The sequence below is a fragment of the Megasphaera stantonii genome, assembly GCF_003367905.1.
Taxonomy (GTDB): Bacteria; Bacillota; Negativicutes; order Veillonellales; family Megasphaeraceae; genus Megasphaera; species Megasphaera stantonii.
Genome location: NZ_CP029462.1, coordinates 1,551,507 through 1,573,310 on the forward strand (window position 1 = coordinate 1,551,507; position 21,804 = coordinate 1,573,310).

Sequence of the window (21,804 nt, forward strand, 5' to 3'; positions counted from 1 at the left end):
AATGGATAGAAAGAGACAGGAACGGGCTCCCTTTATCGAGGCCCTGGAAGCCTACTGCCGGCTGGGCATGACGCCCTTTCACACGCCGGGGCACAAGGGCGGGCGGAGCAGCTCAGCGTATCAGCGCGGCCTGTTCGGCGACGCCCTGCGCCGCGATTTGGGGCTGATGTATGCGCTGGACGATTTGTTCCAGCCCGAAGGGCCGCTGAAGGAGGCTATGGAGCTGGCGGCAGACCTATACGGCGCGGGACGGACCTTCTTTTCCGTCAACGGCACGACGGCCTGCATTGAAGCCATGATACTGGCTGTCTGCCGACGCGGCGATTATATCATCATTCCGCGGGAGGCCCACCGGTCGGTCATGGGCGGCCTCATACTGAGCGGCGCCATACCGGTGTACATGGAGAGCCGCTTTGCAGAAAAAGAGCAAATTTCTTTGGGACCCGATCTGGAAAGCTTGCAGGCCGCCATTGCCGCCTGCCCGCAGGCCAAGGCCGTCTTGTTTACCTACCCGACGTACGACGGCGTTGCCGGAAATCTGGAGGAAATGGCCCGCTATGCCCATGAGCAGGGGATGTTCGTCCTCGTCGACGAAGCCCACGGGGCTCACTTGCCCTTTTGCGGCGATTTGCCGAAGGATGCCTTATCCTGCGGCGCCGACTGCACGGCTCAGAGCACCCATAAGCTGACGGGCTCCCTGACGCAGACGTCTATGCTCCACTGCCGCCGCGCCTTTCCCCTGACGGATAAGGTCGCCGCGGCCATGGCCCTCGTCCAGTCCACGAGCCCCCATTACTGGTTTTTGGCCTCCCTGGACAGCGCCCGCCGGCAGCTGGCCCTCCATGGGACGGAACTCATCGGGCAGGCGGTGTCACTGGCCCGCAAGGTGCGTTCGGAACTCAACGGCATAGACGGCCTGTATTCCTTCGGGACAGAAATCACCGCCTACGACGCCGTCGGGGCCTTCGACGAGACGAAGGTGACTATCGATTTCTCCGGCTTGGGGATGGACGGCAGGCAGGCTGAAAAACTGTTGCGGCAGGAGGGCGTCGAGGCGGAGCTGACGGCAGGGAATCACGTGCTGGCCCTTATCACGATGGGCGACGACGAAGAGTCGGCCCGGACGCTGTGCCGGGCGTGCCGCCGCGTCGCCGAAGGACAAGCGGGACGGACGGCAGGAACCAGTCATCGGATGGCGGAGCTGCCCCTGCCGGTCCCCCGCGTCGTCGTGCCGCCCCAGGAGGCCTGGAATGCCGAGACGGAGGCCGTGCCCTTTGCCGAGTCTTTGGGACGCGTCGCCGCCGAGACGGTGACCTTCTATCCGCCGGGCATTCCCGCCGTCGGGCTGGGAGAAGAGATTACGGCCGACGTCATGATATATATAAAGGAAAAATTAGCGCGAGGCTATAGTCCCAACGGCCCGGCCGACGGGACCCTCGGCACGATTCGCGTGATCAAAGAAGGATAATAGATATGAGAGGAAAATTGATTATCATCGAAGGCGGCGACGGCAGCGGCAAGGCGACGCAGACGGCTATGCTCGTCGAGCGGCTGGCGGCGGAAGGCCGGCCGGTGCGGTCCGTCAGCTTTCCCGATTACGACAGCGATTCCAGCGCCCTGGTCAAGATGTACCTGCGCGGCGACTTCGGCGGCGACGCCGACGGGGTCAACCCCTATGCGGCTTCGGCCTTTTACGCCGTCGACCGCTTCGCGTCGTACCAGACGCAGTGGAAATCGTTTCTGCAGGACGGCGGCATCGTCGTCGCCGACCGCTATACGACGAGCAACATGCTGTATCAGATGATTAAAATAGACGACGCGGCGGCGCAGGAGGCCTACCTGGACTGGCTGTGGGATTTCGAGTTCGGCAAGCTGGGCCTGCCCGAGCCGGACATGGTCGTTCTCCTGGACGTGCCCCTGGCGGTGACGGAGCGGCTCATGGCCGGCCGGACGGGAAAGACCGGCGGACGCACGGGCGACATCCACGAGAAAAACGAAGGCTTCCTGCGGAAGTGCCACGACGCCTACGACGTGCTGGCGAAGCGGTACGGCTGGCAGCGCATTGCCTGCGCCGACGGCCTTGCGATGCGCACGCCTGAGGCGATTTGCGACGACGTGTACGAGGCCGTCCGGGCCTTGTGGAAATAGGGGGCCGGAAACGGCTGAATTTGGCGGTGAACCTAGACTTTACCGCCATTTTTTTTTATAATAAATTAGTTAAGATGATTTTTCCGGCGACAGGAGGCAGGCCATGTACGAGCAGTATTTTCAGGATATTATCGGCCACGGCGCCATCAAGGAGCGGCTGATCCGCCTGCTGGAAAAGGACCGCCTGCCTCACGCCATGATTTTTGCCGGTCCGTCCGGCGTCGGCAAGACGATGATGGCCTTTGCCGTCGCGTCGGCCCTGGCCGGCCGCCGCGTCTTTGCCGGTCAGGACATGAAAGGCGACGGGCCCTTCGCGGCCGACGGCGACGAGGCCTATTACGTAGCGCCGCAGGGGGCGATGCTGAAGGTGGACCAGTTCCGCCAGCTTCAAAGCCGCCTGATACTGCAGGGACGGGTCGGCTGCATGCGGGTCTGCATCATCGACCACGTAGAGACGATGAACGCCGAGTTTGCCAACCGCATGCTGAAAATATTGGAAGAACCGCCGCAGGGCGTCTGCTTCATCCTCGTGACGGACCAGCCGTCTCTGCTGCTGCCGACGATCGTGTCCCGCTGCGCTGAGATCGCTTTTGAGCCCGTCGGCGACGCGGAGCTGACGGAAGGGCTCCTTCGCCTGCGCGGCGGCCGGCCTGCCGACTACGAGCAGGCCGTGGCCTGGGGCGGCGGCATCGTCCAGTCCGTCCTGGCCCATCTGGACGGCGGCGGGGGTGAGGAGGCGGCGCGGGCCCTGGAATTTCTCCGCATCGCGGCGACGCACCGCTGCCCCTACGCCAAGTGGCTGTCCGTCTGCGCCGATATGACCGAAACGGAAACGATAGAAACGCTGCGTTGGGCCGGCATGTTCCTGCGGGATATGGCTGTGCTGCGCAGCGGCGCCGAGCCGTCATTGTTGCGGCTGAAACGGCATACCGAAGACATGATGAAGCTCATGACCTATTGGACAGACGAGGCCATATTCGCCATGCTCCGGGCCTTCGACGAAGGCATGGAAGCGGCAGGCCGCCACGTCAATACGCGCCTTGTATGGGATTACGTCTGTATACAGTGCATACAGGCCAAAGGAGGTATTTAGTTGATAGTAGTAGGTATACGATTTAAACCTGCTGGTAAGATATATTATTTCGATCCGACGGGCATCCCCCTGGATTTGGAAGACGGCGTCATCGTCGAGACGGCCCGGGGCATGGAATACGGCTCCGTCGTCATCGCCCCGCGCAGCGTCGACTCGGCCGAGGTGGTGCAGCCCTTGAAGCCGATCATCCGGAAGGCCACGGCCAAGGACCTGCGCCAGGTAGAACGCAACAAAGAGCGGGAAAAGAAAGCCTTCGGCATCTGCCAGGAAAAAATTGCCAAGCATAAGCTGCCCATGAAGCTCATCGACGTGGACTACACCTTCGACATGGGCAAGATCATATTCTTTTTTACGGCCGACGGGCGCATCGACTTCCGCGAGCTGGTCCGCGATTTGGCCGCCGTGTTCCGCACCCGCATCGAGCTGCGCCAGATAGGCCTGCGCGACGAAGCGAAGATGGTCGGCGGCATCGGCTGCTGCGGCCGGCCCCTGTGCTGCGCCACCTTCCTGGGCGATTTCAAGCCCGTGTCGATCCGCATGGCCAAGAGCCAGGGCATGAGCCTGAACCCGACGAAGATTTCCGGTATCTGCGGCCGCCTCATGTGCTGCCTGCGCTATGAAAACTCCCTGTACACGTCGGGCGAGCTGAAATGCGCAAGCTGCCAGCAGAAGGCGGAGCAGCAGAAGCCGCCGGCCGTAGGCCGCAAGGTCATTACCGACGAAGGGACGGGCACGGTCCTGCGGGTCCACATGAAGGACCACACCGTCAAGGTACAGCTGGAAAACGGCCATACCATCAACGTGTCCTGGTCCGACGTAGCGGAAGTGGAACATGACTGACCTGCTGCGGCCCCACGAGCGCCTCGACGACCTCGTATTGGACGGCATGAAGCTCATCCAGCGGGACGACCAGTTCTGCTTTTCCATCGATACGGTGCTCTTGGCCCATTTCGGCCCGGTCCTGTGCGGCCCGGCCCTGGACCTGGGGACGGGGACGGCGGCCATTCCCCTCATCCTGACGGCCCGCGGCGCGGCGGACGTGACGGGCGTAGAGCTCAATCCGGTCATGGCCGACATCGCCCGCCGCAACGCGGCTCTCAACGGGCGGGACGACAGGATACGCATCGTCGAAGGCGACTACCGCCGCATTAAGGAATGGTCGCCCAGCGGCTATTACAGCGTCGTTTACGCCAACCCGCCGTACCGGGAAAAGAGCCGCGGCGCTTACAGCGAGGCCGACGGCATCCGCCGGGCCCGCCACGAAGAGACGGCTACCCTGGACGACGTGATGGAAGCCGTCAAATACGCCTTGAAATACCGGGGGCGGTTCCGCATGGTCCACATTACGGAACGGCTGACGGACATACTGGAATCCATGCGCCGCCACGACGTAGAGCCTAAGGTACTGCAGATGATTCACGGCCGGCCCGATAAAAAGGCCAAGCTGTTTCTCGTCGAAGGCGTCCGCGGCGGCAGCGCCGGCTTAGACGTACTGCCGCCCCTCGTCGTCCACGAAGCAGACGGCTCGTACAGCCGGGCCGTCCTGGATATGTACGGCAAGGAATAGGGGAAAGGAGATACGATGGCTGAAGTTTTTCAAAAGGGAACGCTCTATTTATGCGCGACGCCCATAGGAAATTTGGAAGATATTACGTACCGCGTCGTCCGCTGCCTGCGCGAGGCCGACGTCGTCGCCGCCGAAGACACGCGCCACACGAAGCAGCTTCTGGCGGCCTATGATATCGATACGCCCCTGACGAGCTATCATGAGCACAACAAGGCCGAAAAGGGGCCCCAGCTCATCGACCTGCTCCGCCAGGGGCAGATGGTGGCCCTGGTCAGCGACGCCGGCATGCCGGCCATCTGCGACCCCGGCAGCGACCTCGTGCGGCTGGCTATCGAGGCCGGTATTCCCATCGTGCCCCTGCCCGGGGCCAACGCCGGCCTGACGGGCCTCATCGCGTCGGGCATGGACACGACGCAGTTTACTTTTATCGGATTTCTGCCCAAGACACAGAAGCATCGCCGGCCCGTGCTGGAGCGCGTGAAACACTACGGCGGGACGCTCATCTTTTACGAAGCGCCCCACCGCATCCAGACGGTGCTCCGGGAGCTCCTGGACGTCCTGGGCGACCGGCAGGCCGTACTCTGCCGGGAACTGACCAAACGGTATGAACAATATATGCGCGGCCCCTTGAGCCAGGTGACGCAGGAGCTGGCCGAACAGGGCGCGCGCGGAGAATTTGTCATTCTCGTCGCCGGGGCGGCCGATTCGGAAGACGCGCCTGCCGGCGACGGCGATTACGCCGCCCAGGTCCGGGAACTCATGGATCAGGGCGTCGATAAAAAAGAAGCCGTCCGCATCGTAGCCAAGCGTTGCGGCGCGCCGAAACGCAGCGTCTATCAGGCTGCGCTCACGTTATCATAAGCCGGCTCATTTGCCGGTATAGGAGGAACAGAACTCATGGCTGAAAAGAAGACCTATTACATTACGACTCCCATCTACTACCCCAGCGCCAAGCTGCACATCGGGCATACGTACTGCACGACCATCGCCGACTCGCTGGCCCGTTTCCACCGCCTCCGCGGCGACGACGTCTTTTTCCTGACCGGCTCGGACGAACACGGCCAGAAAATCCAGCGTGCCGCCGAAGCCAAAGGCGTCAAACCTATCGAATACGTCGACGAAATCGTCGCCCTCTTCCAGCAGCTCTGGAAAAAGCTCAACATTTCCAACGACGACTTCATCCGCACGACGGAAGAACGGCACGAAAAGGTCGTACAGAAGCTCATGCAGATTTCCTACGACAACGGCGACATCTACAAGGGCGAATACGCCGGCTGGTACTGCACGCCCTGCGAATCCTTCTGGCCGGAAAACAAGCTGCCTGAAGGACAGCACATCTGCCCGGACTGCGGCCGTCCCCTTGAGCTGGTCAAGGAAGAAGCCTACTTCCTGAAAATGAATAAATACGCCGACCGCTGGCTGAAATTCATCGAAGAAAATCCCGATTTCATCCAGCCCGAATCGCGGCGCAACGAAATGATCGCCTTCGTCAAGAGCGGCCTCGAAGACCTGTGCGTATCCCGCACGTCCTTCGACTGGGGCATCAAGGTACCCTGGGACCCGAAGCACGTCGTATACGTCTGGTTCGACGCCCTGGCAAACTACCTGACGGCGGCGGGTTACATCGACGACCCGGAAAAATTTGAAAAATTCTGGCCGGCCAACCTGCACCTCGTCGGCAAGGAAATCGTCCGCTTCCATACGATCATCTGGCCGATCATGCTCATGAGCTGCGGCCTGCCCCTGCCGAAGAAGGTCTTTGGCCACGGCTGGCTCATCGTCGACGGCACGAAGATGAGCAAATCTTTGGGCAACGTCGTCGACCCCATTCCCCTCATCGAACGGTACGGGGCCGACGCCCTGCGCTACTACCTGCTCAAGGAAGTGCGCCTCGGCCAGGACGGCAACTTCTCCCTGCCGTCGTTCATCAACCGCATCAATTCCGATCTGGCCAACGACCTGGGCAACCTCCTGCAGCGCACCCTGGCCATGGTTGAAAAATACGAAGGCGGCGTCGCCGCCGGCCCGACGGTCAAAGAACCTGTCGACGACGAACTGGCAGCCTGCGCCGTCGAAACGGCCAAGCAGTTTGAAGCCCTCATGGACGACATGAAGATCAACGACGCCATCAACGACGTCTGGGGCCTCATCCGCCGCAGCAATAAATACATCGACGAAACGACGCCGTGGGTCCTGGCCAAAGACGAAGCCAAGGCCGAACGCCTCCAGACCGTCTTGTACAACCTCCTCGAATCGCTGCGGGTCATCGCCCTCCTCGTCAGCCCCTTCATCCCTGTCAGCGCCGCCGACATGTGGAAACAGCTCGGCCTGGCTGACTTCGACAAGGCCCTCCTTTCCGACGGCCAGACCTGGGGCGGCTATCCGGCCGGTACGAAGGTCTGCAAGGGCAATGCCCTCTTCCCGCGGTACGACTTGAAGGAAGAAATCGCTGAAGACGAAGCGGCTAAGAAGGCGGCCCAGGCCTGCCCGGCAGCGCAGGAACCGACGAAGCCGGAAATCTCCATCGACGATTTCGGCGCCGTAGATCTGCGCGTCGGCAAGGTCGTCGCCTGCGATAAGATTCCCAAGGCGAAAAAACTCCTGAAGCTGCAGATCGACCTCGGCACGGAAACGCGCCAAGTCGTCAGCGGCATTTCCCAGTACTACGAACCGCAGGACCTCGTCGGCAAGAGCGTCGTCGTCGTGACGAACTTGAAGCCCGTGAAGCTGTGCGGCGTCGAATCGAAGGGCATGATTTTGGCAGCCTCCGACGGCAATGGCAACCTGCAGGTCGTCTTCGCCGACGGCATGGCGCCGGGAAGCCGGGTGCGCTGATGCTGTTCGATACGCACTGCCACATTACGTCGGGCTCGTATACCAAAGACCGGGAAGACGTGATCCAGCGGGCCTTTGACGCCGGCATGAAATATATGATGTGCCCCGGTACGGACGTGCCGTCGTCTGCGGCGGCCGTCGCCCTGAGCCATCAGTACAAGGAAGTCTACGCCGCCGTTGGCATCCATCCCGAAGACGCGGCGTCGGCGACTCCCGAAGGCTTCGAGCAGATTCGCCAGTGGCTCAAGACGGAGCCGAAGGTCGTGGCTATTGGCGAAGTCGGCCTCGATTATTACTGGCCCGAGCCGTCCCACGAAATCCAGCAGGAAGTATTTATCGAGCAGATCAAGATGGCCCTCGAATTCGACATGCCCCTGGATATTCATGACCGGGAAGCCCACGGCGACACGATGGACCTCCTGCGCAAATACGGCAAGGGGACGCGGGGCGTCTTCCACTGCTATTCGGGGAGCCTCGAAATGGCCGAAGAGCTCATCAAGATGGGCTATTACATCGGCTTTACAGGTACTATGGTGTTCCCGAAGTCGACGAAGCTCAAGCGCATCGCCGCCGAACTGCCCATCGACCGCATCCTCATCGAAACGGACTGCCCGTACCTTACGCCGCCGCCGTACCGGGGCAAGCGGAACGAACCGGCCTACGTCCAGTACGTAGCCGACGAAATCGCCCGCCTGCGGGGCATGACGACGGAAGAAGTGCGGCAGATTACCCTGGAAAACGGCAAGCGCATCTTCGGCATCACCGGTGACGAAGGATGACGCGGCCGAAGATCAAGCTGACGCTCATCGATAAGAAGGGCCCCTGCGGATGCCATCGGGGCCACCGCATCGGCGATACCTTTGATTACGACACGGAGCGGGGCAAGCTCTGCCCCATGGCGATGCACGTCGCCTTTCCCTACGTCGATATCCTGCGCTATGGCGGCGCCATTCCGGGACAGCCCGAGGGCACGGCTGTCTTCTGCTGCCCCGACGCCGACGTCATCAACGTATTCAAAGCGGAAATCGTAACGGAATAACAACGAAGCAGCAGGCCGGTCCCGCGGGGCAGCCTGCTGCTTGCTATATCCTGTGATATTATTTGCTGCAAAGGAGCGAATCGGCATGATCCAACAGCTGTACCACAACCCCGACATCTACCAGATTCACGTAGATTTGCCGGACAACCCCCTGAAATACCTCAACTCGTACGTCGTCAAGGGGCCGACGCGCCACCTGGTCATCGACACGGGGTTCAACCGGCCCGAATGCCAGGCGGCCTTGTGCGGCGGCCTGCGCGAGTTGGACGTCGACCTGAGCCGGACGGACTTGTTTCTGACCCACCTCCACGGCGACCACAGCGGCCTCGTCGGCTTGTTTACCGCCGCCGGCTGCCCCGTATACATGAATGAAATAGACTATACCTATTTGTGCGACGAACACGCCGGACAAGCCTGGCAGTTCATCGAAGACACGTACATGAAGGAAGGCATGCCGCCGGAGGACATCAAGAGCCAGTTCACCAATCAGGCCCGCCGCTACTCGCCGCGCATCGATTTCCCCATCCATGCCGTAGCCGACGGCGACGTCGTGCGCCTGGCCGACATCGACTTTCACGTCATTCATACGCCGGGACACACGAAGGGTATCTGCTGCCTCTACCTGCCGGAGCAGGAAATCTTCTTCACCAGCGACCACATCCTCTTCGACATTACGCCGAACATCCAGGTGTGGCCCAATATGAGCGATTCGTTGGACCATTACCTGGAAAGCCTGGAAAAGGTGCGGAGCCTGCCGGTCAAGCTGGCCCTGCCGGGACACCGCAAGGGCAGTACGTCCATCGTCGGGCGCATCGACGAAATCAAGGAACACCACCGCCGCCGCCTGAACGAAGTCCTGTCCATCGCCGCCGCCCAGCCGGGCTCGACGGCCTACGACATCGCTCCCCATATGACCTGGTCCATGCGCGGCAAGAAGTGGCATGAATTCCCGCCGACGCAGAAATGGTTCGCCATGGGCGAGACCCTAGCCCACATCGAATACCTGCTCCATCACGGCCAGCTGCGCCGGGAAGAGCAGGGCGGATTGTTCCGCTATTATCCCGTATAAGGGAATGCAAAAAGACTCGTACTGCACGGAAGCGTACGAGTCTTTTTATGAAGAGGGGACACTTATTTTGCAATCAAGTTCAAAGCTTGTTCCAGGTCGGCGATGATGTCTTCTGCGTTTTCTAGCCCTACGGACAGGCGGACCAGCCCTTCGCTGATGCCGGCCATTTTTAATTCGTCCGGCGTGTAGGTCGAATGAGTCATGGATGCGGCGTGCTCGATGAGGGTTTCGGCGTCGCCTAAGGACACGGCCAGCTTGCAGAGTTTGACGTTGTCCATGACGACGGCTCCTTCGGCCTTGCCGCCCTTGAGCTCAAAGGAAATCATGCCGCCGGGCAGGGCCATCTGCTTCTTAGCCAGGTCGTACTGGGGGAAGCTCTTGAGGCCGGGATAGCTGACCGAGGCTACGGCCGGGTGGTCTTCCAGGAATGCGGCTACCTTCATGGCGTTGGCGCAGTGCCGTTCCATGCGGATTTCCAGCGTTTTCAGGCCGCGGGCGATGAGGAAGGCGTCGAAGGGGCTCAGGACGGAGCCTGTCATGTCCTTGATGCCGAAGAGGCGGACCTGGTCGATGTAGTCCTTGCGGCCGCAGACGAAGCCGGCGATGACGTCGCCGTGGCCGTTCAGGTACTTCGTCGCCGAGTGGACGACGATATCGGCGCCCAATTCGACGGGCCGCTGGATGTAGGGCGTGCAGAAGGTGTTGTCGACGACGACTTGGCAGCCCTCGATCTGGTGGGCCATGGCGCTGATTGTTTCGATATCCATGATTTTCAGCGTCGGGTTGGCCGGCGTTTCCAGATAGACGGCCTTCGTGTCAGGGCGCAGGGCCTTCTGCACGGCGTCTAGATCGGTCATGTCGACGAAGGTCACGTCGACGCCGTAGCGGGTCAGGCCGTGGTTCATGAGGGCGAAGGTGCAGCCGTACAGCGTTTCGCTGGCTACGAGGTGGCCGCCCTGCCCCAGGAGAGTCCACAGGGCCGAGGAAATAGCACCCATGCCCGAGCCGGCGGACACGCAGGATTCCGTGCCTTCCAGCAGGGCGATTTTTTCTTCGGCGACGGCGCAGGTCGGGTTTCCCAAGCGGCTGTAAATGTAGCCGTCCTCCTGCAGGGCGAAGCGGCTGCCGCCCTGGGCGGCCGAGTCGAAGACAAAGGTCGACGTCTGATAGATCGGGGCGGATAAGGCTCCGAACGTATTGGGCGCGGCTCCGCCGTGAATAGCCCGCGTAGCAAATCCTAACTGCATTAATTCTTCTCGTTTCATAAGTACCAGCCTCCTTGTCATACTATCGGCATGTATATAAATCCGAATGGCGAGGGCTTATCGGGCCCTCTTGCTATCTCAAAGTATATCAGCTATACTTTGACTTGAATAATATCGGGTAATGCCAATAAACCATAGATAAAAACTATGGAATAACGAGGAGGCGACAAAATATGACGCTGCAGCAGCTTAGGTATATCGTGGAGGTGTATAAGTGCGGGTCCATTACGGAGGCAGCCCACCGGCTGTTTATTGCCCAGCCGAGCCTGAGCAAGGCCATTAAGGACGTAGAGGACGAATTTCACATTACGATTTTAAAGCGCGGCCGCCACGGCGCGTCGTTTACGGAAGACGGCATGAAATTTCTCCAGTTTGCCCATCGGGTTCTGGACGCGTCCGACGACATCTACGAGTATTTCTCTCAGGGCCAGCCTAAGGAAAAGGATATCTATCTGTCCGTATCGTCGCAGCACTACATGTTCCCCGTCGACGCGCTGATACGGTTCATGCAGCGGAAGGCCGGCGCGGCGGGCTACGTCGCGCGCATTCGGGAGGTCAAGACGCTGCAGGTCGTACAGGACGTCCTCGTGCAGGACAGCCAGATCGGGATTTTATATGTGTCCGACCTCATCGCCTCGTATATGCACCGGCTGTTTGAGAAAAACAACTTGGAGTTTATCCCCTTTTATAAATTCCCGCCCTACGTCTATCTCAGCAAGCGTCATCCCCTGGCGGGGCAGAAATCGCTGACCGTGCAGAAGCTGGCCCGCTATCCCTATGTGCGGTATGAGCAGGGAGGCGATCCCTATCAGTTTTCCGAAGAATTCGTCATACCGGAAATCTGCTCCCAAAAGGTCGTCTACGTGACGGACCGCTCGACGATGTTCAGCATCTTGTCCCATACGGACGCCTACAATCTGGGCACGGGCTGCCTGATTCCTTCCGTTGCCAGCGACGACATTACGGCTATTCCCCTCAAAGGGGAATTCGGCGGCATGACGATCGGCTGGATACAGCTCAAGAACATGTCTCTCAGCGCGGAAATGGAAGAATACATCCGCCTCCTGCGGGAATCGCTGTGCCAGGTAGCCCATGTCAGGACATAGGATATATCCTGGGATGAATTTCCTATCCATATAAAATATCTATGGAATACTGTTACGGATATATATTTTTTGTTTGCCGCCGTTCATGGTATCATGAAGGAAAAATACATATGCCGCGGACGTATGTATATCTTGCGTGAAGAGTTTGATTATTTTTATACAGGAAGGAGCGAATACATGGATATTAAGGAAGAAATCAAAACGGGGAAAAAGCTGCTTCGCCAATCCGCCGTCGAGCCGAGCGGAAAGGCACTGATTCCCTTCGCCATCTTTGTCATCGTGTATTTAGGCTGCGGCGTCATCTTGGAATATCAAGGGGCGGAAATGGCCTTTTATCAGTTCCCGGCGCCGCTGGCAGCGATTATCGGCGTCATGGCCGCCTTCGTCTTGCTGACGGGGAGCTTTGACGAGAAGTTTGAGACCTTCGTCCGGGGCTGCGGCGATTCGAACATCCTCATCATGTGCATTATCTACCTGCTGGCCGGGGGCTTTGCCGCCGTGTGCAATGCCAGCGGCTGTCTGGACTCGACGGTCAACCTGGGGTTGACCTATATTCCGGCAGAATACTTGGCTGCAGGGATTTTCATCATTTCCGGCTTCATCGCGACGGCTACGGGCACGTCCTGCGGCAGCGCCGCCGCCGTCGGGCCCATCGCCATTGCTGTCGCCGACAAGGCGGGCATTTCCCTGCCCTTTATCATGGGCTGCGTTATCGGCGGCATCATGCTGGGCGACAACCTGTCCATCATTTCCGACACGACCATCGCGTCGACGCGGACTCAGGGCTGCGAAATGAAGGACAAGTTCAAGCTGAATTTCTGGCTGACCTTAGCGCCGGCAGTCATTACGGTCATCTTACTCATCGCCTTCGGCGAATCGGGAGCCGGCGCGACGTCGGGGCCTTACGAATTCGACTGGATCAAGGTCTTGCCGTATATCGCCGTGCTGGTGACGGCCGTCATGGGCGTGAACGTGTTCGTCGTCCTCGTAGGCGGTATTTTCCTGGCCGGAGCCATCGGCCTGTGGTACGGCGCGCTGGCTCCCTTGTCCTTTGCCCAGGCCATATATAAGGGCTTCCTCAGCATGAGCGACATTTTCCTCCTGTCCTTATTCACCGGCGGCCTGGCGGAAATGGTCAGCCGCGCCGGCGGCATCGCCTTCCTGCTGGACCGGGTGCAGCGCTTTATCCACGGGAAGAATTCGGCCGAGCTGGGGATTTCGGCCCTCGTGTCCATTACGGACATCGCCCTGGCCAACAATACCGTGGCCATCATCATCAACGGCGAAGTCGCCAAGGGAATCTGCTGTACCTTCCGCGTCGACCCGCGCCGCAGCGCCGCGTTGCTCAGCACCTTTTCCTCCATCTTCCAGGGCCTCATCCCCTACGGCGCCCAGATGCTCATTGTGACCAGCTTCGCCGCCGGCAGAGTCTCGCCGCTGGAAGTCATCCCCTACGCCTGGTTCATTTACCTCTTAGCCATTTCAGCTATCGTCTCGGTTTTCATCCCCTTTTCTGACGGCTTTATCAAGAAAGACCCGTGGAACTTTGAAACGGGGAAGCCGCAGAGCAAGTCGGCTCTGTAATTTCATAGGACGTTCGTGCAGACCTGCCCTCGTATTGCCGGGGGCAGGTTTTTTCTGTGTGAACTAGTTGACCGAAAAAAGAATACTTTGCTATAATGAGTAACATAAAAGAACAAATAAAAACATAAAATTTAGAAATCTAGGCTATATACCCTAAAGGAGGAGTACCCATGCTGCCTGTAGAACGACGGCAGTTCATTCTGGACGAACTGTATAAGAACAAGGCCGTGGCAGTAAACGAGCTGGCGCAGCAGCTCGGCGTCACGACGATGACCATACGAAGGGACTTGCAGCTGCTGGAAGACAACGGATTGGTGGAAAAGAGTCACGGCGGAGCCGTGCTGACGGAATCGCTAATCAAGGAAGCGACGTATCACAACCGCAAGCTGGTGCGGATACAAGAAAAGCGGCAGATTGCAGAAGCCGCCTTGCCGCTCATCGAATCGTCCATGAGCATTTACCTAGACGCTGGGACGACGAATTACGAATTGGCTGAATTGATCGCCAAGAAGCGCTGGGACGGGCTGACCGTCGTCACGAACGACCTGGCCATCGCCCAGGTATTGATGCCGGCGGCGGGGCTGGACGTGATTATGCTGGGCGGCTACGTCGACGAAGAATCGGGTTCGACCTGCGGCGCCTTGGCTACGAACATGGTCCGGCAGATGCATTTCGATTTGAACTTCCTGGGGACCCAGGCCGTGACGCCTGATTGGCGGGTCATGACGGCCAACGCCCAGAAAATTGATTTGAAGCGGGCCTGCGTGGAAGCCGCTGACAAGACCGTGCTGGCGGCGGATCATTCCAAGTTCAAAAAGCACAAGCTGCATTATATTTTTGATATCTGGGCCATGGATGTGGTCATCAGCGATTACGTCCTGGAGCCGGAGGAAGAAAAGCTGTTTCAAGAGCATAACGTGACGTTTATACACGTGTAACGGAGGGATAGCATGCATGAATTTGTTGTAATTGCCGACGATTTTACCGGCGCGAACGACACGGGCGTCCAGATCTGCAAGAAGGGGATTCCCGTGCGAGTGCTATTGGATGCGGCGCAGGTTGCCGGCAGCGAAGACAGCCTCGTCGTCGATACGGAGAGCCGTGTCGTATCGCCCCAGGAAGCGTACGACAAGGTCTTTGGCGCCGTACAGGCCGTCATGGCTTCCGGCGGCTGCCGCTATTTGTACAAAAAGGTGGATTCTACCCTGCGCGGCCATATACGGGAAGAAGTCCGGGCTGCTATAGACGCCTATGAGCCGGAAACGATTCTTTTCGCGCCGTCCTATCCGGCCCAGGGACGATGGGTGCAGGGGAAGCGACTGTATGTGCAGGGAACGGCGCTGCTGGATACGGAAATCGCCAAGGACCCGCGCAATCCGCTGGAGTGCGATAATATTGCCGAGCTGCTGGAGCCCTGTACGGGATCGGTTCGTCATTATGCCGTGTCCGATTTAGAAGGAGAGACCGTGCGCATTGGCGCAGGAGCCTATACCTTTGACGCCGTGTCGCCGGACCATTTGACGTATATCGCCCGGCAGGCCGTAGATTCGGGCCGCCGGATCCTGTGGATTGGTTCCGCCGGCTTGGCGGAAGCCTTGCTGAACGTCCTGTATCCGCCGAAACCGGCCGTCGCCATCGTCGGCAGCATCAGCGGCAAGACGATGGAGCAAATCGCCTATTGCCGGGCCCAGGGCGTGCCTGTCATTCGCATCGACATGGCGAAGGCTCATCAGACCGGCAGCATACGGGAAGAGCTTGCTCAGGCGGCGGCGTTCCTGCAGAGCGGTACGGATGTCGTCGTTACGGCGGCGGCCTGCCGGCAGGATTATGAAGACTTCGTCGCTTATGGAAAGCGGATCGGCTTGTCGACGGATGCCTTAGCCGAATGTACGAAGCGCACCCTGAGCGAGGCCGTCCCGCAGCTGCTGCAGAAGGCCGACGCGGCGGGATTGTTCCTGACTGGCGGAGACACGGCGATCGCCGTCATTCAGGCCCTGCAGTGCGCAGGCTCGCATATTCAGCAGGAAATCCTGCCGGGATTTGTGCAGGGACGACTTTGCGGCGGCCCATGGGACAGCATGGCTGTCGTCACGAAAGCCGGGGCCTTCGGCAGCAAGGCGGACATATGGGCCTGCATGCAGCGCTTGCGAATGCTGTAAAGAACATAAAGCCTAAATGAACGAAAAAGCTGCGGAATGGAGAAAGAATCTTCATTTCGCAGCCTTTTTGTTTGAATATGTTTGTTTGTGTTTTGGTCATGTTAAAATATCATAATGCAGACGTATTCAGCAGTTCAGAATCATGAACTAAAATAGCCGTACAGGCTGAAATGTTGCGGCGTATCGGCCGTTGCGGCACATGATAAAAAAGCATGCCGTCGATATGACTTTTGTATTGACTTATAGGGCGTTGAAATTTATAATAAAAGCAACAAAAATAAACAAAACAAAACAACATAAAACTTGCATATCTGTTGCTTTGTGGAAGGAGGAGCTGTCTTGGCAGCAAAATTTGTCGGCATTACGATGGGCGATCCTGCCGGTATCGGCCCTGAAATATCGTTAAAAGCTCTGGAATATCATCATGAATATCAGCAATCTACGGTGATTTACGGCAGCTACGGCGTGTTGAAATACTATCATGACGCGCTGAAGATGAAGACGCCCTTGGCGCGTATCGACAGCGTGGGAGATTTCAAACCGGGCTGTATCAACGTCATTTCCGTCGTAGAGTTGGAAGTGGGAAAGGACTTTAAAATCGGTCAGGTATCTGCCGCCGCCGGCGACGGCGCGTATCAGTATATCGCCCGGGCTATCGACGACGCCATGAAAGGCGATATCAGCGTCGTCACGACGGCGCCGCTCAATAAGGAAGCCCTTCACAAGGGCGGCCATAACTTCGACGGCCACACGGAAATATTCGCGACGCTGACCGGCACTCAGACGTATACGATGATGCTCTGGTGCGAAACGATGTCCGTCGTCCACGTTTCGACGCACTGTTCCCTGCGGGAAGCCTGCGACAGGGCGACGAAGGCCCGCGTCCTCGAATGCATCCATTTAGCCGACGACGCCATGAAGCGGCTGGGAAAACCGTCGCCGCGAATTGCCGTCGCCGGGCTCAATCCGCACAGCGGGGAAGCAGGTATCTTCGGCCGGGAAGAAATTGAAGAAATCACGCCGGCCATTGAAGCTGCGAAGCAGGAAGGCCTTTGCGTAGACGGGCCCGTATCGCCGGACACGGTATTCTTAAAGGCCCATAAGGGCGTATACGACATCGTCGTGGCCATGTACCATGACCAGGGACATATCCCCGTGAAGATGATGGCCTTTGATTCGGGCGTCAACGTCACCCTGGGCCTGCCGATCATCCGCACGTCTGTCGACCACGGCACGGCCTTCGATATTGCCGGAAAGGGAATCGCCAACGAAGAAAGCATGCTGTACGCCTTGGATTTAGGAAAAAACTTTATTACACAATAAGATGATCTTGAGGGAGGGGATAGAATGGCGTTTAAAGCGAAAGGGCTTATTACACCGGTAGTTACTGCATTGACAGAGGCAGAAGCGTTTAATAAATTAGAATATCAATCTTTTATTAACCATTTGATTGAAGCGGGAGTTCACGGTATTTTCCCTTTGGGGACGAACGGTGAATTTTACGCCTTTACGGCCAAAGAAAAATTGGAAATCATCGAAGCTGCTGTAGAAGCCGTCGACGGCCGCGTTCCCGTTTACGCCGGTACGGGCTGCGTGACGACGAAAGAAACGATTGAATTGTCCAAAGCTGTACAGGCTATGGGCGGCGTAGACTGTTTGTCCATCATCACGCCGTACTTCGCAAAGGCCTCTCAGGGCGATCTCATCGAGCACTACAGCGCCATTGCCAAGAGCGTAGATATGCCTATTCTCCTGTACAATATTCCAGCCCGGACGGGAAATTCTATCGAATATAAAACGGTGAAGCAGCTGGCGGCATATGAAAACATCATCGGCATTAAGGACTCGAGCGGCAACTTCGACAACATGCTCAAATATATCGAAAATACGGATCCGCGCTTGTGTGTATTAGCCGGCAGCGATTCTCTCATCCTGTGGACCCTCATGGCTGGCGGTACGGGAGCCATCTCGGGCTGCTCCAACGTCTTCCCCGAATTGATGGTCAGCATTTACAACTATTGGGAAGCAGGCGACATGGAAAAAGCGAACGAATCGCAGAAGAAAATCCGCGCCTTCCGCAACGTCATGCAGATGGGCAATCCCAACTCGGTCGTTAAATTAGCCGTCAACATGAGAGGCTACAACGTAGGGCCGGCCCGGCAACCGTTAAATTGTACGGATCCCAGTATAGTACAAGCGCTTAAAGAAGTATTCAAACTGTATGAGTAAGGAGTGATTCATCATGTCTATTTCCAGCACGTATCTCGATTCTTTAACTCCGTCGGCAATTCGCAGTATTACTGCAAAAATTAGAGATAAGGCAAGCCAAGGAATCAAAATTGATTCTTTTGCCGGGGGATTGCCGGCGCCGGATTTATTCCCTGTAAAGGAATTGGAAGAAATTACAGTTAAAGCCTTCCAAGAAGAAGGTGGAGAAGTAATTCAATATGCGGCATCAGATGGATATACTCCTTTACGAGAAGAGATTGCCCGCTTGATGAAAGAGAAATTTGATGTAACGAATATTACTTTTAAAAATGTCTTCATTACTTGCGGGTCTCAACAGGGCCTCAACTATATATCCAAAGGGCTGATTGAAGACGGAGATTGCGTTGTATGTGAGACACCGACATATGTAGGAGCCATTGACAGTATAAAAGCTTATAACCCGACTGTAATCGGCGTTCATATGGATGACGACGGTATTAATTTAGAGGAATTAGAAGCCGTTTTAAGAGGAAATACCGTAAAATTTATTTATCTGATTCCCGACTTTCAAAATCCCAGCGGCCGCAGTATGTCGGTCGAAAAACGCAAACAAATTGTAGAACTGGCAGAAAAATACGATACATATATTTATGAAGATGCGCCGTACAGTCTCATTTCGTTTACTGGTAACATTATGCCAGCTGTCAAATCCTTCGATAAATATAACAGAGTGATATATGCGGGATCTTTTTCTAAAACGATTGCTCCGGGACTTCGTGTAGGTTGGATCGTTGCAGACGAAGAAAGCATTACAAAATTAGTATATATGAAAATGAGGGATGACTTGCAGGTTAACAATATTGCGCAAAGACAAGTATACGGATATCTGTACAACTATAATTTTGATGAGCATTTAGCTACGATTCAAGGCATATACAAAGAACGCAGAGACTGCATGTTGCAGGCTGTTAAAACCTATTTCCCTGAAGATACGAAAGTGGTCGTGCCGGAAGGCGGATTATTCATGTGGTTGGAATTAAATCCGTCTATTGATACGCTGCAAATGTTTGATTATGTTTTTAGCAAAAATATTGCATATGTGCCGGGAACGTTCTTTTGCGTAGGGGAAAAGGGACTCAATACGATGCGGCTGAATTTTGCGACGCTGGATACGGACGTTATCCAAACGAAAATTGCCGAATTAGGAACGCTGATAAAATCTTATATGGAAGCCCGTAAATAGGGGAAAAGAGGGTGTGACTGATGACAAGTAAAAAGAAAATGTCCCTTGGGACTAAATCTTTGATTGGCGTAGGATTAGGGTTATTATTAGGCGCGGTATTAGTACAAATTCCGCCGGGAATGATTCGAGACGAATTCTTGGTCAATGGGGTATTCGAATTTATTGGAAAAGCGTATTTAACGTTATTAAAGATGACCATCATTCCCTTCGTATTTTGTTCGTTGATTGTGGGAATGTCTTCGGCGACTGACGTAAAACAGGTAGGCCGCGTAGGTTCTAAAATATTAATGTTATACGTTGTCTTTGAAATCGTAGCGTCTGCCTTTGGTATTTTAGGTGGCATCATACTGCAGCCCGGCAGCGGCGTCGATATGGGAACTATTTCGCTGGAAGAAACTGCCGCAGCTAAAGCTACGTCCATATCTTTTGTAAACGTATTGCTGAATATGCTGCCTTCCAACATCTTTGCGTCCTTAGCTAAAGGGGACATGATACATGTTGTCTTATTTGCCACATTGATCGGCGTTGTTATCAGTTTAATTCAAGAAAAGGCTAAACCGGTTAAAGACGTCGTTGATTCGTCTTATGCTATCATGACCAAAGTTGTTGATATCGTCATGCAGTTAACTCCTATCGGCGTTTTTTGCCTGATGGCTAAGACGGTTGTAACGGCGGGATATGCAGTCATTTTTGCCTTGGCTAAGTATGCTGTTTGTGAAATTTTCTTATTTGTTCTATTTGGGATTATCGTTTATATTCCGCTGTTAAAGTTTGGAGCAAAAGTCAGTCCTATCCCCTATTTGAGAAAATTCTCTCAAATGGCAATTATTCCCTTTTCCACTACGTCGTCTAATATCAGTATCCCTTATTCCTTAAAGCTATGTGATAATTTGGGCGTGTCGAATAAGATATCTTCCTTTACTATTCCTCTTGGTGCTACGGTAAATATGGATGGCAGCGCTATTATGCAGGGGATGACAGCGATGTTTGTGGCGCAGTTATATGGAATTGAACTGACGGCCTCTATGATTATTACCATTGTTATTACGGCTACGTTAGGGACAATCGGTTCGCCCGGTATGCCTGGCGTAGTTATGGTTACGCTGCTGACCGTGCTTTCGTCGGTAGGCTTTCCGTTGGATGCGATTGCTATCATTGTTGGTATTGACCGCTTTACCGATATGTTCAAAACCGTACTAAATGTCATGGGGGATTCTGTTTGCACTTGCGTTGTAGGTCGTTCTGAAGGCGAATTAAACGAAGCAGTTTATTATGACATGAGTAGGAAGATTGACTTCAATTGAGGAGGAACACGATGAATCAATGCCAGTTAACGATTCCCGGCGTTACGTATGCCGGCCCGGGAAGTATTGAAAAGATTTCAGAGATTATAGAAAAAGAAGGGGTTTCTTCCGTCTTATTGTTTACGGATAAGGGGATTCGCAGTACGGGCTTGACGGCCCCGATTGAAGCTCTTTGTGCAGACGTGGCCTTGACTGTCATCGACGATTTGGCGACGGAGCCTTCCTATCAGGATGTAGAGCGGGTCATCGCCGAAGTCGAAGACAGCCGTATTGACCTGATTATCGGCGTCGGCGGCGGCAGCGTCATGGATGCGGCGAAATTGGCCAGCATCGTCATCGGCGCCGACTACGGCGTCCGCGATCTCTTAAAGGACCCGACGATTGCTAAGAAGTACATCAAGTCGCTCATGATTCCTACGACTTGCGGCACTGGCTCGGAAGCGACGTGCAATTCTATCGTCGCCGTGCCGGAACAGCAATCCAAGCAGGGCATCGTCAATACCTGCATGATTCCCGACTACGTTATTTTGGATGCGGCCATGATTCACGGGCTGCCGCCGAAGATTGTGGCCTCTACGGGCGTAGACGCCTTGGCGCATGTCGTCGAATGCTTTACGTCTAAAAAGGCGACGATTCTCAGCGACACCTATGCAAAGGAAGGGGCGCGCAAGATATTCCGCAACATTCGCGAAGCCTATGCCGACGCCGATAATATGAAAGCGAAGACGGAGCTGCTCATCGGCGCATATTACGGCGGCATCGCCATTACCGGCTCCGGCACGACAGCCGTCCACGCCTTGTCTTATCCGCTAGGCGGGAAATATCATATTCCCCACGGCGTGTCGAACGCTATCCTCTTCGCCCACGTCATGGAGTTCAATAAGGACGCCTGCGCCGACCGCCTGGCTCTTCTCTGCGATGCCGTGTACCCGGAAAAGTACGCTGAAACGGTCGAAGCGAAGGCAGATTACATCATTTCGGAAATCAAGGACATCGTTGCCAAAGTACAGATTCCGACCAATCTGGAAGAATTAGGCGTAAAGAAAGAAGATATTGATTTCCTCGTAGAGGCCGGCAGCCAGCAGCAGCGCCTTTTGGTAAACAACTGCAAGGAACTGAGCCTGGACGATATTCGATACTTATATAATAAGTTGTTTTAAAAAGACTTTAATATCATAGCCTCC

20 protein-coding genes are annotated in these 21,804 nt (G+C 56.1%); 19 read left to right on the forward strand and 1 reads right to left on the reverse strand.

What is annotated here, in order from left to right:
* Nucleotide 1: 1 nt before the first annotated feature.
* The 10 genes from DKB62_RS07255 (at nt 2) to DKB62_RS07300 (ending at nt 9,751) form a co-directional block, all read left to right on the forward strand.
* Nucleotides 2-1,468 (forward strand): aminotransferase class I/II-fold pyridoxal phosphate-dependent enzyme, encoded by a 1,467-nt coding sequence (locus DKB62_RS07255; protein WP_107195615.1) that lies wholly within the window; start codon nt 2-4, stop codon nt 1,466-1,468.
* A 5-nt stretch (nt 1,469-1,473) separates the two neighbouring features.
* On the forward strand, nt 1,474-2,148 hold the full coding sequence (locus DKB62_RS07260; RefSeq protein WP_087478568.1) for a dTMP kinase: 675 nt from the start codon (nt 1,474-1,476) through the stop codon (nt 2,146-2,148).
* Between the two features lie 103 nt (nt 2,149-2,251).
* A complete protein-coding gene (locus DKB62_RS07265; RefSeq protein WP_107195616.1) occupies nt 2,252-3,241 on the forward strand; it encodes a DNA polymerase III subunit in 990 nt (329 codons plus the stop codon).
* The gene (locus DKB62_RS07270; RefSeq protein WP_087478570.1) at nt 3,242-4,081 is read left to right on the forward strand and encodes a PSP1 domain-containing protein; all 840 of its coding nucleotides are present in this window, start codon (nt 3,242-3,244) and stop codon (nt 4,079-4,081) included.
* Nucleotides 4,074-4,808 carry a tRNA1(Val) (adenine(37)-N6)-methyltransferase gene (locus DKB62_RS07275; protein WP_107195617.1) on the forward strand — a complete coding sequence of 245 codons (735 nt, stop codon included), beginning with the start codon at nt 4,074-4,076 and terminating at the stop codon, nt 4,806-4,808. The genes DKB62_RS07270 and DKB62_RS07275 overlap by 8 nt, the downstream gene beginning before the upstream one ends.
* A 15-nt stretch (nt 4,809-4,823) precedes the next feature.
* Nucleotides 4,824-5,669, forward strand: coding sequence for a 16S rRNA (cytidine(1402)-2'-O)-methyltransferase (gene rsmI, locus DKB62_RS07280; RefSeq protein WP_107195618.1), 846 nt, complete (start codon nt 4,824-4,826; stop codon nt 5,667-5,669).
* Between the two features lie 36 nt (nt 5,670-5,705).
* The gene (metG, locus tag DKB62_RS07285) at nt 5,706-7,643 is read left to right on the forward strand and encodes a methionine--tRNA ligase (protein ID WP_095629062.1); all 1,938 of its coding nucleotides are present in this window, start codon (nt 5,706-5,708) and stop codon (nt 7,641-7,643) included.
* Nucleotides 7,643-8,422 carry a TatD family hydrolase gene (locus DKB62_RS07290; RefSeq protein WP_095629063.1) on the forward strand — a complete coding sequence of 260 codons (780 nt, stop codon included), beginning with the start codon at nt 7,643-7,645 and terminating at the stop codon, nt 8,420-8,422. The genes metG and DKB62_RS07290 overlap by 1 nt, the downstream gene beginning before the upstream one ends.
* Nucleotides 8,419-8,682: a TIGR04076 family protein gene (locus DKB62_RS07295; protein ID WP_087478575.1), complete on the forward strand. Its 264-nt coding sequence runs from the start codon at nt 8,419-8,421 to the stop codon at nt 8,680-8,682. The genes DKB62_RS07290 and DKB62_RS07295 overlap by 4 nt, the downstream gene beginning before the upstream one ends.
* A 52-nt stretch (nt 8,683-8,734) precedes the next feature.
* A complete protein-coding gene (locus DKB62_RS07300; RefSeq protein ID WP_240320085.1) occupies nt 8,735-9,751 on the forward strand; it encodes an MBL fold metallo-hydrolase in 1,017 nt (338 codons plus the stop codon).
* Between the two features lie 62 nt (nt 9,752-9,813).
* On the opposite strand, the gene megL is transcribed toward DKB62_RS07300, so the two are convergent.
* A complete protein-coding gene (gene megL, locus DKB62_RS07305; RefSeq protein WP_107195620.1) occupies nt 9,814-11,016 on the reverse strand; it encodes a methionine gamma-lyase in 1,203 nt (400 codons plus the stop codon).
* A 173-nt stretch (nt 11,017-11,189) separates the two neighbouring features.
* On the opposite strand from megL, the gene DKB62_RS07310 reads away from it, so the two are divergent.
* The 9 genes from DKB62_RS07310 (at nt 11,190) to DKB62_RS07350 (ending at nt 21,780) form a co-directional block, all read left to right on the forward strand.
* Entirely contained in the window at nt 11,190-12,122 is a 933-nt protein-coding gene (locus DKB62_RS07310; protein ID WP_087478578.1) for a LysR family transcriptional regulator, read from the forward strand.
* Nucleotides 12,123-12,299: 177 nt separating this feature from the next.
* Complete coding sequence (locus DKB62_RS07315; RefSeq protein WP_107195637.1) at nt 12,300-13,706, forward strand: Na+/H+ antiporter NhaC family protein; 1,407 nt, start codon at nt 12,300-12,302, stop codon at nt 13,704-13,706.
* A gap of 170 nt (nt 13,707-13,876) precedes the next feature.
* Nucleotides 13,877-14,644 carry a DeoR/GlpR family DNA-binding transcription regulator gene (locus tag DKB62_RS07320; RefSeq protein ID WP_095629068.1) on the forward strand — a complete coding sequence of 256 codons (768 nt, stop codon included), beginning with the start codon at nt 13,877-13,879 and terminating at the stop codon, nt 14,642-14,644.
* Nucleotides 14,645-14,656: 12 nt separating this feature from the next.
* Entirely contained in the window at nt 14,657-15,865 is a 1,209-nt protein-coding gene (locus DKB62_RS07325; RefSeq protein WP_107195621.1) for a four-carbon acid sugar kinase family protein, read from the forward strand.
* Between the two features lie 339 nt (nt 15,866-16,204).
* The gene (gene pdxA, locus DKB62_RS07330) at nt 16,205-17,188 is read left to right on the forward strand and encodes a 4-hydroxythreonine-4-phosphate dehydrogenase PdxA (RefSeq protein ID WP_107195622.1); all 984 of its coding nucleotides are present in this window, start codon (nt 16,205-16,207) and stop codon (nt 17,186-17,188) included.
* A gap of 24 nt (nt 17,189-17,212) precedes the next feature.
* On the forward strand, nt 17,213-18,094 hold the full coding sequence (gene dapA / locus DKB62_RS07335) for a 4-hydroxy-tetrahydrodipicolinate synthase (RefSeq protein ID WP_107195623.1): 882 nt from the start codon (nt 17,213-17,215) through the stop codon (nt 18,092-18,094).
* 13 nt (nt 18,095-18,107) lie between these two features.
* Nucleotides 18,108-19,316 (forward strand): aminotransferase-like domain-containing protein, encoded by a 1,209-nt coding sequence (locus tag DKB62_RS07340; protein ID WP_107195624.1) that lies wholly within the window; start codon nt 18,108-18,110, stop codon nt 19,314-19,316.
* 20 nt (nt 19,317-19,336) lie between these two features.
* Nucleotides 19,337-20,620 (forward strand): dicarboxylate/amino acid:cation symporter, encoded by a 1,284-nt coding sequence (locus DKB62_RS07345; protein WP_107195625.1) that lies wholly within the window; start codon nt 19,337-19,339, stop codon nt 20,618-20,620.
* Between the two features lie 11 nt (nt 20,621-20,631).
* Entirely contained in the window at nt 20,632-21,780 is a 1,149-nt protein-coding gene (locus tag DKB62_RS07350) for an iron-containing alcohol dehydrogenase (RefSeq protein ID WP_107195626.1), read from the forward strand.
* The last annotated feature ends 24 nt before the right edge of the window (nt 21,781-21,804 follow it).

Coding starts and splice junctions, on each gene's coding strand:
- rsmI (WP_107195618.1), top strand. CDS start 4,824: ATGGCTGAAGTTTTTCAAAAGGGAACGCTCTATTTATGCGCGACGCCC.
- dapA (WP_107195623.1), top strand. CDS start 17,213: ATGGCGTTTAAAGCGAAAGGGCTTATTACACCGGTAGTTACTGCATTG.
- DKB62_RS07265 (WP_107195616.1), top strand. CDS start 2,252: ATGTACGAGCAGTATTTTCAGGATATTATCGGCCACGGCGCCATCAAG.
- DKB62_RS07325 (WP_107195621.1), top strand. CDS start 14,657: ATGCATGAATTTGTTGTAATTGCCGACGATTTTACCGGCGCGAACGAC.
- DKB62_RS07260 (WP_087478568.1), top strand. CDS start 1,474: ATGAGAGGAAAATTGATTATCATCGAAGGCGGCGACGGCAGCGGCAAG.
- DKB62_RS07310 (WP_087478578.1), top strand. CDS start 11,190: ATGACGCTGCAGCAGCTTAGGTATATCGTGGAGGTGTATAAGTGCGGG.
- metG (WP_095629062.1), top strand. CDS start 5,706: ATGGCTGAAAAGAAGACCTATTACATTACGACTCCCATCTACTACCCC.
- megL (WP_107195620.1), bottom strand. CDS start 11,016: ATGAAACGAGAAGAATTAATGCAGTTAGGATTTGCTACGCGGGCTATT.
- DKB62_RS07340 (WP_107195624.1), top strand. CDS start 18,108: ATGTCTATTTCCAGCACGTATCTCGATTCTTTAACTCCGTCGGCAATT.
- DKB62_RS07350 (WP_107195626.1), top strand. CDS start 20,632: ATGAATCAATGCCAGTTAACGATTCCCGGCGTTACGTATGCCGGCCCG.
- DKB62_RS07315 (WP_107195637.1), top strand. CDS start 12,300: ATGGATATTAAGGAAGAAATCAAAACGGGGAAAAAGCTGCTTCGCCAA.
- DKB62_RS07255 (WP_107195615.1), top strand. CDS start 2: ATGGATAGAAAGAGACAGGAACGGGCTCCCTTTATCGAGGCCCTGGAA.
- DKB62_RS07290 (WP_095629063.1), top strand. CDS start 7,643: ATGCTGTTCGATACGCACTGCCACATTACGTCGGGCTCGTATACCAAA.
- DKB62_RS07345 (WP_107195625.1), top strand. CDS start 19,337: ATGACAAGTAAAAAGAAAATGTCCCTTGGGACTAAATCTTTGATTGGC.
- DKB62_RS07275 (WP_107195617.1), top strand. CDS start 4,074: ATGACTGACCTGCTGCGGCCCCACGAGCGCCTCGACGACCTCGTATTG.
- DKB62_RS07320 (WP_095629068.1), top strand. CDS start 13,877: ATGCTGCCTGTAGAACGACGGCAGTTCATTCTGGACGAACTGTATAAG.
- DKB62_RS07295 (WP_087478575.1), top strand. CDS start 8,419: ATGACGCGGCCGAAGATCAAGCTGACGCTCATCGATAAGAAGGGCCCC.